The following is a 12,832-nucleotide window of genomic DNA, read 5'->3' on the forward strand; positions in this document are numbered from 1 at the left end:
ATGATCTCGCGGTGTGATGACTTCCAATAACAAAGCATCTGTATAACAAAGTACACATTGCACGCTACTCCACTCACCATATATAGGTTTAAGTTATGTCAGCTATAAATGTCGAACATTTATGGAATAAGTCGTTTATTCTCTGCTTATTCAATAACTTGTTCTTATTCATATTTTATTTTGCGCAAACGACAATTTTGCCTATTTATATTGTGAATGAGTTGGGTGGTAGCTTGTCACAGGCAGGTTTAGCCATGACTTTGTTTATGTTATCTGCAATCGCGATTCGCCCATTTAGCGGTTTGATTATTGAAAAATTTGGTGTAAAGAAAACCTTATATGTTTCTGAAATCATGTTTTGTCTGTGTAGCGTGGCATACATTTTTGTAGATAGTTTACTGTTTCTACTCGTACTGCGTTTTTTACATGGGATTTGGTTCAGCATTGTCACCACAGTTACCGTCCCTATTGCCAATAACTTTATTCCAGACAGTCGCAAAGGTGAAGGTATGGGCTATTTTTTGGTGTCAGTAAATTTAGGGATTGTATTGGGACCTTTAATTGGTTTAAGTCTGATTCAAAGTGTTTCTTATGCCAGTATTTCTACCTTACTATCCGTCAGTGTTTGGGTAGGTTTCGCCTTCTGTTTAATGATTCCAATTGCGACCCAAAAAGTAAAAACTGAAACAACACCTAAACGTAAATTAGGGCTTCAAGATTTTGTAGAGAAAAAAGCAATTCCTGTATCACTCATGGCGATGATGGTTTCTTTCGCGTATGCCAGTATTATGTCATTTATTTCCACCTTTGCAGAATCACGCAATATGCTGTCTTATGCGAGTTTATTCTTCGTGATATTTGCAGTTTCGATGATGATTTTGCGCCCAATTACAGGCAAAATTTATGATCGTAAAGGGGCGAGTTATGTGATTTATCCTGCAATTATATTATTTGCTTTAGGATTAATTGTCTTGAGTCAGGTACACAGTGTATTCGGTTTTATGTTGGCTGCTGCATTAATTGGTGTAGGGTTCGGGTCTGCCCAACCTTGCCTGCAAACCATTTCAATTCAACGCTCCCCTAAAGATCGTATTGGTCATGCCACATCTACGTATTTTTGTTGTTACGATATTGGTATCGCCTTAGGCGCGTTAATTCTAGGTTGGATTATTGCGGGTTATGACTATACCGCAGCGTATTTGCTCTGTGCTGTTGTGACCTTAATCAGTTTAATTTTCTATAAATTTGTTGTGGCTAAACAACCTAATGCAGATATTCAGGCTTAGTTTTTAATAGCAGCAAAAGAATTGTTATTTTAAAAACTAATCTAAGAAGAGTTGATTTTTAAATACTCTCCCACCCAAAAAACCTGAAATTTCAGGTTTTTTGGGTTTCTGGAGTTTTATTTTTTATGCAGTTTTAGCCAAAACCTGACGATTTAAGCTTTCAGCGACCTCAATAAGCAGTTGTTCAGTCTTATCCCAACCCAAGCAGCCATCGGTAACAGATTGACCATAAGTCATCTCGCAAGAAATCTTTTGATTTCCATCCACCAAATGACTTTCTAACATGATGCCACGGACTTGCGTCTGTTCACGTTCTGCCACAATGGTACGCAAGACTTGCGGTTGTTGTTGTGGGTCTTTATGGCTGTTACCGTGACTACAGTCAATAATCAATGCAGGCAACTGCCCTTTGGCTTTGTGCTGAATTTTCTCAATTTCTGCCAATTGATAATTTGGCCCTGAATTTGCGCCACGTAAAATTAAATGCGCGTGTGGATTACCTTGTGATGACAAAATAGCAGGTAAACCCGACTGGCTCATTCCCATGAATTGATGTGGATGACTTGCCGATTGAATTGCATCTAATGCAATTTGAATTGAGCCATCAGTTCCGTTTTTGAAACCAATGCTATACGGCATGGCGCTAGAAATTTCACGGTGAATTTGTGATTCACTGGTACGTGCGCCAATTGCACCCCAAGCCAGTACATCATCAAAATATCCCGTTGCCATTGGGCTTAAAATTTCAGAAGCAATTGGTAAACCCATTTCTATAATTTGTAGATACAGTTCACGTGATTTTTCTAAGCCTAATTGCATGTTTGCAGAGCCATCTAAGTCTGGGTCATACAAAAAGCCTTTCCAGCCTACCGTAGTACGTGGCTTTTCGATATAGGCGCGCATCACCAAGAAAATTTGATCTGAAACTTGGCTTTGTAATTGTTTTAATTTTTCTGCATATTCGAGTGCTGCTTGCGGATCATGAATTGAACAAGGTCCTGTAATGACCAATAAGCGAGGGTCTGTGCCCGCTAAAATGTTCTGAATAATTTGTCGATGTTGTGCGATTTGTTGTTTTAGCGCAGATGAAAGTGGGAGTTGCGCTTTGAGTTGATGCGGTAAACTTAAACTAATTTCAGTATTGTTGGTCTGTTGTTGTAAAGCAGTATTTAAAGCATTCATTGGTCTGTTCCTTTGGACTGTTTCTCTTTTTTACAGTCCGATCATTTATTTCAGCGTTATGGGTCTAATGGATTGCAAGGTTTGAGTCATAGATTGACTAAAGTAAAACCAATAAAAGTTGCTAAAGTATGAATAATTAACGTTGTACATGATTAAATCTCCGAAAAACCTATAAAATTCAAAACACCAGACATAAAAAAACCTGATCAGGGTTGCCGATCAGGTATCAACTGGTGGGCAACCTTTTGCCCGAACGCGACTCAGGCAATCATTGAAACTGCCAAAAGTAATAGTAAGCGTTTGCGATTAAAGGTTGCTTTAACATCTTGTTTTCATCAAAAAATGAGCTGTTAAAATTAAAATACGCTGTATTGTTCCGTTTGGCAATCCTTTTTGTAAAATAATTTTTATTGGATGTATTTATTAAAATTAAGCTGCTGTTTTAGCGAATCCAGGGGTTAAAAAAACCAAGCCGAAGCTTGGTTTTTGTTGGGTCTTTATTTAAGCGCGTTACTCATCATTGATCAAAATGAATCACACTACGAATAGATTTACCCTCATGCATTAAATCAAAGGCTTCATTAATTTGGTCTAGCCCCATGGTGTGCGTTACAAATGGTTCGAGTTGAATATCACCCTTCATGGCTTCTTCAACCATGCCTGGCAATTGCGAACGACCTTTTACACCACCAAACGCAGTTCCTTTCCAAGTACGACCTGTCACCAATTGGAATGGACGAGTTGAAATTTCCTGACCTGCACCTGCAACACCAATAATAATGGATTGTCCCCAACCACGATGCGCACATTCCAAAGCGGAACGCATCACATTGGTATTTCCAATACATTCAAAAGAATGATCTACGCCCCAACCTGTTTTTTCAACAATGACTTCCTGAATTGGGCGGTCATAATCTTTTGGATTTAAGAATTCGGTTGCACCAAATTGTTCTGCCAATTTGAATTTCTCTGGGTTGGTATCAATGGCGATAATACGGCTGGCTTTGGCTTTATGCGCACCTTGCACAACTGCTAAACCAATACCACCTAAGCCAAATACCGCAACGGTATCGCCTTCTTGGACTTTTGCAGTATTTTTAACTGCACCTAAACCAGTTGTAACACCGCAACCTAATAAGCAAACTTGCTCATGATTGGCTTCAGGATTAATTTTTGCTAAAGATACTTCAGCAACTACCGTATATTCACTAAAGGTTGAACAGCCCATGTAGTGATAAATCGGTTGTCCATTATAAGAAAAACGTGTCGTGCCATCAGGCATTAAACCTTTACCTTGTGTCGCACGTACGGAAACGCATAGGTTGGTTTTACCAGATTTACAGAATAAACATTCGCCACATTCTGCTGTGTAAAGCGGAATCACATGATCGCCTGGTTGAACACTGGTCACACCCTCACCAACTTCAACCACAATACCTGCACCTTCATGCCCAAGAACTGCAGGGAAAACACCTTCAGGATCTTCACCCGATAAGGTAAATGCATCGGTATGGCATACCCCTGTGTGGGTAATTTTGACCAAGACTTCTCCAGCCTGCGGCGGTGCAACATCAATTTCAACAATTTCAAGCGGCTGACCTGGGCCGAATGCGACGGCTGCACGTGATTTCATGAGCAAATTATCCCTAAAAAATACATTAACAGATGATAAGGGGCTGCTGACAATTCGTCTATGTTTGCGATGTGAGAGAGATATCTCGCAAGCTATTTATAAAATATCAACAGACTCTCACAATACCCTCTTTCTATTCAGAGTTTCAAGCATTAACATGAGGATAATCTCCATGTATAAATACAGAATGACTTAAGAATAATCATGAAGATCCAAAGACCTTGTTACTGGCTTGGAATGTTGGCTTTTTTCGCTATTTTACTGACAGGATGCAGTTTACCGATGAATCAAGCGAGCAAAGATAGCCCTGTTGAGCATTATGTAGATCATTGGCTGAATGGTCAGGAAATTGATGCACATTTATCCCAAAATTTAACAGCGTATCTTTCTCTAAATGATGCCTTTAGTAGCATCGCCTCGCGTTTATATTTGATTCAAAAAGCACAGCACCATTTAGATTTACAATATTACATTTGGGAAGATGATTTAATTGGTCAGTTGATGTTGGCTGAACTGCTCAAAGCAGCAGATCGTGGTGTAAAAGTTCGTTTATTAATTGATGATCAAAATGGTACGCAACTTGATCCAACCTTAAAACGGCTTGCTCAGCATCCTAATTTTGAAATAAAAATTTTCAATCCGTACAAATATCGGCATTTTCGTGTGATGGATTATTTGTTTCGTTTTAAACAAATCAATCGCCGTATGCACAATAAACTAATTATTGCCGATGGGGCGATTGCCGTGACAGGTGGGCGTAATATTAGCCGTGAATATTTTGATGCCAGTGAAAATTTTCAATTTACTGATATGGATATTCTATTCTATGGCAGTGCTGTCCCCCAAGCCAATGCCGTGTTTTTAGAGTTTTGGAATGACGAACTAAGCTATTCAGTAAAGCAATTATTAGGCACAGGCAACGCGTTGCAATTGAGAGAATTGCGTAATCGCTATGAATTAAATGCCAAATATAAAGATAAAATTCGTGAACGTGTGGCTAACGCGCAAGAAGAAGTCAGCATCAAATTAGAACAACATCCTGTACAGTGGGTATGTGCGCATTTTGTGGCAGATTCTCCGAATAAAATTCGGGGTACAGCTCAAGGCGAGCAACTGATTTACAAACAAATGTTAAAGTTAATGGGTGAGCCCAAACAACATTTAGAACTGGTTTCTGCCTATTTTGTCCCAACAGAAGATGGTCTTAAAACACTCACTCAACTGGCTGAAAAAGGAATACAGATACGTGTATTGACCAATTCATTTTTAGCCAATGATGTGCCTTTGGTACATGCATTTTATCAGCAGTATCGCGTAGATTTACTTAAATCAGGTATTCGTTTATATGAATTTAAGCCTTATATTGAACGAAAAAAGCGTACTTGGTATGAAGTTGCAACGGGTAACGTAATTCCTGCCAAAGGCAAAAACGCCTCGAGTTTACATGCCAAATTCTTTGATATAGATGGCATGGTCTTTGTAGGTTCTTTTAACCTTGATCCTCGTTCTGCAAAATTAAATACCGAAGTTGGCTTGGTGTTAGAGTCTGAACAATTGCAAAACGATGTTTCTCAATCTTTAGACCGCTATTTGCCACAAATTGCGTATGAACTGCAATTAGACGAAAACGGTCAAATTATTTGGTTAGATCATCAGGCAGATGGCAGTATTCAAACGTATCATCATGATCCTGAAACCACACAGTTTCAGCGTTTTATGATGAAAACAGTTTCATTATTCCCTATTGAATGGATGATGTAATGACAATAGATAGACATTAATTATGGAAGCGTATTTTTCTTTCTCTGCCATCACTGTCTACAATTATTTAAAGTTACTTATAGTAAGCCTATTTCTTTAAATAAGTTAAAATACGCTTCTGCCTTTTTCTCTAAAGCTAAAGGATAGGCTCGTGAAGATGAAGGCATCCGATATAAATGCAGCTCACGCTTGGCAAAATAGCAATGTGTCGCCTGCCCAATTTGAGGTTTTTCGGCAGATTCAGGCATAGATAACATGAGTGTATCAGTCGCTTTATCGCCTGTGGTCATAATGCTTTGACATAAAGGTATCTTGCTTAAAAGTGCTGCAATATCCATTGGTTTTTCAATCTGTAAAAATTTGTCTGATGCATTGCCTTTTAAGCGAATCACCTGCTGCGCCGTATCTGAAATAGCAATGCCAGTGGTGTTTAAAAAATCAATAATTTTATGAAGATGAAAATTTTTAGCTTCTAAATCTAAAAAGTAGTTTTTATCTTGAAAAAAGCATAAGCCCAAAATTCGCCACATATCATTTTGATAATTCGGATAGTAAAAATCCATTTTCCAGCGGCTTTTTGGCGGAGGAAAACTACCCAACATTAACAGCTTAGCATTGGTGGGTAAAAAGGGTTCTAGTGGGTGGGTTTCTATTTTAGAATCAGTCATTTACGAATTAATAATTTAATATAAATTAAGTTTATCATCGCATATATTTTAGCTGAAAAGTGTAATGATCTGAGTTTAATTATTTAGCCAAAAAATCAAATTCACAAAATTTTCACAATATTTTCACAATATGATTTTTTCAGGCTAAAAATTTATTGACTTAAATGACAGTGGAATTTTGGGAAAAATGGGCATAAAAAAGCCACCCGAAGGTGGCTAAATATCACTAAATGACGGGGTTTAAACTGCGGCATTCTGACAGTGCTTTGTAGCCTATCCCGCCCTTATGCCAGTCATGTCTTTGCGCCAACTCATAAATTGGCATATAGACTTCCCTACCTACAATTTGCCGTGCATCTTCTGCAGCAAATTTAAAATGATCGTGGATACCATGCCCCATGACTGGGCTGATCTTACGGATCACGTCTCCGAACTCTGTCCACCAGTGATCGAGCCATAGCGCATGCAGTGCCATTGAACGTGACCGATCTGAAACAGCAGTTTGGCTTTTCTCTGCTTGGGAGAATAACGCTATTAAGTGATGCACGTATTCTACTGCCACTGGTATAGCTTCGTATGGGATGTCTTCTATATGCTCTACATTGAAGCGTTGATGCACAAGTTTGTATGCTTCTGAGTAATTCAAGTGCTTGGTTTTAGCCACGAGCATATTCACAGCATTGGTTAGTGGCTCACGCTCTGATTTGTGGGTTTTGGCTAAAATTTCCTGACGATGGAAATAGCAATCTTCCAGTTGCTCAAATACGTCCCATGCTTGGTCGGTATCAAGCATTTTGGCATGTCGGGCTGCACCACGTTCTGTCCAAAGGATCAGGTTTCTTGTATTTCGACTGACTGTCTTTGAGTCAGTCAGTTGCTTGAATGCTTTTAGTTCAGCACCCTCAAGCTTAAAAAAGTGCTTACCATCTATAAACCGCTCGTTATTGCGTGAATGGTTCTGTTGGATGTTGTTTACATCTGTTCCATAGAAGTCAGCTAACATCGCAGTTGTGACAACTGGAATAGATTTAAAATTGATGATGGATACTTGAGTATTGTTAATTTGTGCTAGACTTGTCATGTCTATTCTCCTGCTAGGGATTAGATAGAAGCCCCTCTTCCGCCAAGTTGTAGGGGCTTTTCATTGTCACTAGATTAGTAACATTGACATTACTTTATTATGTTACTAATCTAGTGTCAATGATTGAGTTAATGAGTTTTCAAATGTCAGATAAAACACGTACCCAGAATCAGGATGAGTGGAAACGAACTCAGATACGAATTCCATTAGATCAATATGATGATATCGTGGCTTATGCCGAGGAAAAGGATATTTCTATAAATACGGCTATGATTGAGTTGATGGACAACGGATTAAAAGTTGCAGAGAGTCACATTGATCCTGCTGATATAGATATTAAGATCATCAAGTTAAAAGATGGCAGAAAGCGTTTGGTGTATGGAAAATTTTTAAAGGCATTTGATTTAGATTACACACAAGATTTAACTTCGTTAAAGTCTGATATTGAGCTTTCGCTCAAGAGATTATATGACACGTTCCTATTTAAACGATTGGCCTTTTTTAATAAAAATGTTTTGGTTTACCAAGGTGATAGTCATTTGGACATCGTCAATGATGGTGTTGGTAGTCTAAATTGGCTTATCGTAGAAGATCACATCACTGATGAGTTTATGGATAATCTTCATAAAAAAAATAGTGAGAAGTAAGTCACTACTGACTTATAGCCTGATCCCCTAGCGTTTTAGGGATTAAAAAAGCCCCTCAAGGGGCTTTAATTTGGTATATTTTTTTGTATTCCACTTATTCTATCGATCAGGACAATTTGAATACTATATTTCTCAATACCAGTTTTTTGATTGGCGATATATGTTAAATGTTCCAAAACTTTATTGAGCCATTCTTTTTCTACAAGAATATCTTCTGCAATTGGTTTAACACCATAACGTCTATCTAATGCAGATAGAACTTTTTTAACATCATCAAATTTTAGTTCTACAAGAGTATTTGAAAATTTTTCTGGAGGAATTTCACATAAAACTGGAACATTATAATAAATATTGTCGCTGCTAGTAGTTAAACAAATTTTACGTATAAAAAGGTTACTATTCTCATTTAACAATTTAAATAGTTCATCTGCTTCTTCTTTAATTCTAGAATTTTTAAATTCTTTAATTTTTTCAATAGATTCTTCTATAAATGATTTAACTGAGTCTTGACTATACCCCAAGTAAGAATACCCACCCCAATGAGTTCTATCTTCAAATTTTATATAGTTATCCAACTCCAATCTATTCATTTTTTTGCAAATAAATTCAATATTCTTAAAGCCCATTATTTTAATTTCTTCTGAATTATATGGAGTTACAAGTTTTTGGTTGAAATAAATAGTGGCACAAACAACATGAAAAATTTCTCCAAAATTTTCATATTCTAAATGCCTAAGTTTTTTAATAGATGATTTTAGTAAGGATAGAAATTCTGAATTAGTTAAGTCATAGTAATACCACAATTTATACCACTCAGGCTTTTCAGATTTATAGGAAAAATAATTGATTTCAAGATTTTCACTAATTTTCTTATCATCAATGATATTGTTTATTACAATGTCAATCCAAGTTAATTTATCTAAAATATAAACCGAAAATTCATTTAAATTATATTTTGAATAAAAATCAAACCCCTCTTGTTTTTTTGAACAGAATAAATCACCGTTAAGTGAATTTTTTTTATTTTCTATTGAAAATATTAAATAATACTTTAATATTTTTTCAAGTAAATCAGGATCATCTTTAAATAATTTTCTATCATATAATCTTTTGAAGTCGTGAATTGATTGTTTTAATATTCTAATATTATTGTATTTAGATAATTTGTGAATTTCTAGTATTTTTTCTTTGTGTTCTAATATACTTTTTTTGAAATTATAATCTGTAAGTTCATCAATTATAGAGTCAAGTGCACTTTCATTATCCCCATCAAAAAAGAAAGTTGTACCAATGATTTTTTCTTTTTCAGTAAAATAATCTGTATTTTTAGCAATTATTTCTTCTTCATTTCCAATTAAAATCACTTTGGAGTTTGCATGTTCTACAAAATAATTTATATAACCTAACAATTCAGATATTGGTATTTTGCATCTTTCAACATCATCAAAAATTAATATTAAATTTTCTCCTTTTTTAAGGAGATCATCAATATTAACTGACGGGAGTGCAACATTCATGCTTCCATCAGCTTTACCATCACCATCTATATCAAATTTCAATGTTGCTTTAACTAGACCCGTAGCAATTTTTCCAAGTAATTTTACTTGTTTATTTGCCCAAAATGGATGCAAAAATCTAAATATTTCATCATCAATAGTTTCTTTATTAGCAACACCATTTAGACTTATATAGATTACATTTTTACCCCTACTTTTTAATTTTTCTTCTAATCTATTAATAAACCATGTTTTTCCCACACCCCATTTACCATTAATCAAAACTGCATAGTTGCTTAACTCGTTTTCACAATAATAATCTAGATATTCTTCAATATGTTTATTGGGTTCTGAAATGTAAGACATAAACAACCTTTTAAAACTTGGGTAATAACAAAAGCTTAGACTTTGCAAGACTTCTAACATTAATTTTTTTGCATTCCCATAAATACTAGAAATAAAAGCCATCCAAAACTCACGTATCTTGCTGTTTTTGAGTGACCTTCACGCAAAGTAAACCATGCAAAAATATATGGGAACAGAAAAATACCAATTGCTAACAGTACAGAAACTTTGCGTGTTTTCTGTGGCATAAGCGGTAACGGCGGGATATTAGGTACAGCAGACATATTCATTCTATTAGCGGAATTGTCTGTACTATTTTGCCTATTGGATGTATTGGTTTTCCTAGGACTAAAACTGCTATAAGACAATCCAGTGCCTGGTGCACCAACAGTAGTACGAGTCCCCTTTTTACCTATGTTTACTTTGGCACCACGAGGTCCAATAGAAACACTAGATACACCCTTTTTCGTTAAATTTACTCTTACACCAGGTGCAATTTTTAAACTCTTTCTAAAGTTAAAGCCCATAAATCACCTGTTAAATTAATGCTGGAATTTCTGTTTTCTAAGCTTTAATGAAATGATTTGAAAAAGCCACCCTAAAGTGGCTTTTGTATTAATGGCAGTGTCTTGTACCTGTCTTGTTGTCGTTATGACAGCCTGTACTGTCTGTACGACCACCATGGGAATAGACTGTAGTTGCAAACGAAGCGATCAGTGCCAAAATTATTACTTTTTTCATGTTGTACCCTCATTATTATTCATCGAGTATTTAAACTACTCATTTTACAATAAAAAGTAAAATTATATTTTTGAAATATTTAAAAAAAGCGCCATTAGGCGCTTCTTTTAAACAATGGTAAGAGTTCTTGGCTTTTTAGGAACATCCATTCCAACAAGATTTTCAAGGAAGCTGACATTCACATCCAAAGCTTGAGCAATATCCTCAGCAAAAATTTTCTTTTTTGCGAGCATTGCAAAGCAAGTTTGAAGAAGCTCAGGATTTTCCTTAGGAATCAAATAGTCTTCTTTTTCAGTAATGGATTCACTATTTTTTCTCAGTGCAATTACACCACTGGTGTATTGTTCCTGAGTCAATAAACCCAAAGACTTGGCTCTGTAAAGAATTGCGGCCTTACTTACCTTCCACGTCTGTTTAAACTCACTTAATTTAGCCCAGTTATAACGACCACCTTTAAACCATGTAGGGAAATGAGTTCGCATCATTGTTTGTGGAATTAACAGTGCCGAAGCAAATTGATTTGCCTCTGATTCAGTAAGACGATCGCCTGTCACCGTACCATCATGAAGAACTAAATGTCCAAGCTCATGAGCAAGGTCAAAGCGCTGGCGACATTCACTTTCTTTTGCTTCATTACGTACAAAAATAGGTCGCTTTGTTGCTAAAGATAAGGCATCTACTTCTTTTGATACAGAAGAAAATGTCGTTACTACGATTCCATGAGTTTCACAAAGACGAATCATATTGCTAATTGGACCTAAACCAAGCCCCCAATCAGCACGACACTGTTCTGCTATCGCTTCAATAGAAATAGACCGATCAGAAGCCTGAATATCATATTTAGGCAATCTAAGTTTAGAATCCAGATATTCAGTCAATCGCTTAATATATTCTCCACGAGCAATAACAACTTGTTTTGTTGCTACTTTTGTAGATCTTAGGCTTCTAAAGTGGATTTGCTCTTCCTGTAAGACAGGTTTTAAATGAGTAAATAGCCCTACGGGAACATTAAAGTATGCGGCAGCTTGTTGAATAAATTGAGAACTTGGCATGGTCTGCCCTGTCTCAACTTTGTGAACATACTGCCGTGTGCACTCAAGGTGCTGACCTAACTCCTCTAAAGACAGTTGATTAAACTGTCTCAGAAGTTTTAGTTCTAATCCATTAAAAGGCGTGTTCATAATGACATTGCTTGCTACTACTATTTAAATTTGGTATCCAAATCTTCATCTTGAAGATCATCTTCATCAAGATCTCCAACTGATGGCGCATCTAAATGGATAGGCTCTGGAGTAATTGGATCCACTAAATGTAACTTATTACCATCTAGATTGTCATTAGATCGCCAATAAGCAACAGGCACTGTGGCTAAATTAAAGCCAACAAATTCAACAAATGCTTCTTCTTCCTCTGACTTCGGCTCATTTAGAATGAACTTCCAAATGACAGGCTGGTTATTATCAACCTGAAATAGGTCATAATTTGTAGGTGTATATTTTCTTAATTTTAATGACTTAGGATCAGTAAAGTCGCCTTTACAGAAACCAATTTGCGCATAACCAATTTGAAAAACGAATCTAAACGTTTCATCTTTTAAGAGAACTTCTACAGGACAGTCCTGAGATGCGATTAATTTTTTAAATTGTTCATACGTACGACCAAATATTGCTGTGCCGCGAGTATAGTTATTGTCATTTTCACTATTTAAAATTTCGTGAACATCAAAATAAATATCAAGCATTGGTGTTGCGAAGTATTCAAGTACTTCGTCTGTTAACAGCGGTTCAAAAGCCGATGGGGGATGTAACTTTGTTTCTTTCATACAAATTAGTCCAAAAATTAATTCTGAGATGTGGGTTAAAATCAAAATAGGACTAAAATCGAAGTTTGTCAACCAACTTTTCGGACTAAAATCGAAATTTGTCAACCAAACAATCCCCTATCCATTTTACGCAGTAAAAAGAACTCCACTTTTTTGTAAAAAAACTAAAA

General features: G+C 36.2%; 12 protein-coding genes. 3 read left to right on the forward strand and 9 right to left on the reverse strand.

The window, feature by feature from the left end; genetic code table 11:
* Window positions 1–95: 95 nt before the first annotated feature.
* Window positions 96–1,286: an MFS transporter gene (locus tag E0H79_RS08595; RefSeq protein ID WP_131261381.1), complete on the forward strand. Its 1,191-nt coding sequence runs from the start codon at window positions 96–98 to the stop codon at window positions 1,284–1,286.
* 123 nt (window positions 1,287–1,409) lie between these two features.
* Here E0H79_RS08595 and E0H79_RS08600 read toward each other — a convergent pair whose 3' ends face one another.
* On the reverse strand, window positions 1,410–2,468 hold the full coding sequence (locus tag E0H79_RS08600) for a 3-deoxy-7-phosphoheptulonate synthase (RefSeq protein ID WP_104851962.1): 1,059 nt from the start codon (window positions 2,466–2,468) through the stop codon (window positions 1,410–1,412).
* A 517-nt stretch (window positions 2,469–2,985) separates the two neighbouring features.
* Window positions 2,986–4,101, reverse strand: a complete 1,116-nt coding sequence (locus E0H79_RS08605; protein ID WP_004973720.1) for an S-(hydroxymethyl)glutathione dehydrogenase/class III alcohol dehydrogenase — start codon at window positions 4,099–4,101, stop codon at window positions 2,986–2,988.
* A 237-nt stretch (window positions 4,102–4,338) separates the two neighbouring features.
* On the opposite strand from E0H79_RS08605, the gene E0H79_RS08610 reads away from it, so the two are divergent.
* Entirely contained in the window at window positions 4,339–5,862 is a 1,524-nt protein-coding gene (locus E0H79_RS08610; RefSeq protein ID WP_131261443.1) for a phospholipase D family protein, read from the forward strand.
* Window positions 5,863–5,939: 77 nt separating this feature from the next.
* Here E0H79_RS08610 and E0H79_RS08615 read toward each other — a convergent pair whose 3' ends face one another.
* Together E0H79_RS08615 and E0H79_RS08620 are read right to left on the reverse strand one after the other, a co-directional pair.
* A complete protein-coding gene (locus E0H79_RS08615; RefSeq protein ID WP_131261382.1) occupies window positions 5,940–6,530 on the reverse strand; it encodes a uracil-DNA glycosylase family protein in 591 nt (196 codons plus the stop codon).
* Between the two features lie 226 nt (window positions 6,531–6,756).
* Window positions 6,757–7,611 (reverse strand): ORF6N domain-containing protein, encoded by an 855-nt coding sequence (locus tag E0H79_RS08620; protein WP_131261383.1) that lies wholly within the window; start codon window positions 7,609–7,611, stop codon window positions 6,757–6,759.
* Between the two features lie 143 nt (window positions 7,612–7,754).
* Here E0H79_RS08620 and E0H79_RS08625 point away from each other — a divergent pair, with 143 nt between their 5' ends.
* Window positions 7,755–8,258, forward strand: a complete 504-nt coding sequence (locus tag E0H79_RS08625) for a hypothetical protein (RefSeq protein ID WP_228258781.1) — start codon at window positions 7,755–7,757, stop codon at window positions 8,256–8,258.
* A 65-nt stretch (window positions 8,259–8,323) separates the two neighbouring features.
* On the opposite strand, the gene E0H79_RS08630 is transcribed toward E0H79_RS08625, so the two are convergent.
* The 5 genes from E0H79_RS08630 to E0H79_RS08650 form a co-directional block, all read right to left on the reverse strand.
* Window positions 8,324–10,222 carry a P-loop NTPase fold protein gene (locus tag E0H79_RS08630; RefSeq protein ID WP_131261384.1) on the reverse strand — a complete coding sequence of 633 codons (1,899 nt, stop codon included), beginning with the start codon at window positions 10,220–10,222 and terminating at the stop codon, window positions 8,324–8,326.
* Window positions 10,180–10,626 (reverse strand): DUF4236 domain-containing protein, encoded by a 447-nt coding sequence (locus tag E0H79_RS08635; RefSeq protein ID WP_131261385.1) that lies wholly within the window; start codon window positions 10,624–10,626, stop codon window positions 10,180–10,182. Before E0H79_RS08635 ends, E0H79_RS08630 begins: the two co-directional genes overlap by 43 nt.
* A gap of 88 nt (window positions 10,627–10,714) precedes the next feature.
* On the reverse strand, window positions 10,715–10,840 hold the full coding sequence (locus E0H79_RS08640) for a YHYH domain-containing protein (RefSeq protein ID WP_131261386.1): 126 nt from the start codon (window positions 10,838–10,840) through the stop codon (window positions 10,715–10,717).
* A 107-nt stretch (window positions 10,841–10,947) separates the two neighbouring features.
* The gene (locus E0H79_RS08645; RefSeq protein WP_131261387.1) at window positions 10,948–12,021 is read right to left on the reverse strand and encodes an XRE family transcriptional regulator; all 1,074 of its coding nucleotides are present in this window, start codon (window positions 12,019–12,021) and stop codon (window positions 10,948–10,950) included.
* Window positions 12,022–12,041: 20 nt separating this feature from the next.
* Window positions 12,042–12,662: a hypothetical protein gene (locus E0H79_RS08650; protein ID WP_131261388.1), complete on the reverse strand. Its 621-nt coding sequence runs from the start codon at window positions 12,660–12,662 to the stop codon at window positions 12,042–12,044.
* Window positions 12,663–12,832 lie beyond the last annotated feature (170 nt).

The organism is Acinetobacter sp. ANC 5045, assembly GCF_004331005.1.
GTDB lineage: Bacteria > Pseudomonadota > Gammaproteobacteria > Pseudomonadales > Moraxellaceae > Acinetobacter > Acinetobacter towneri.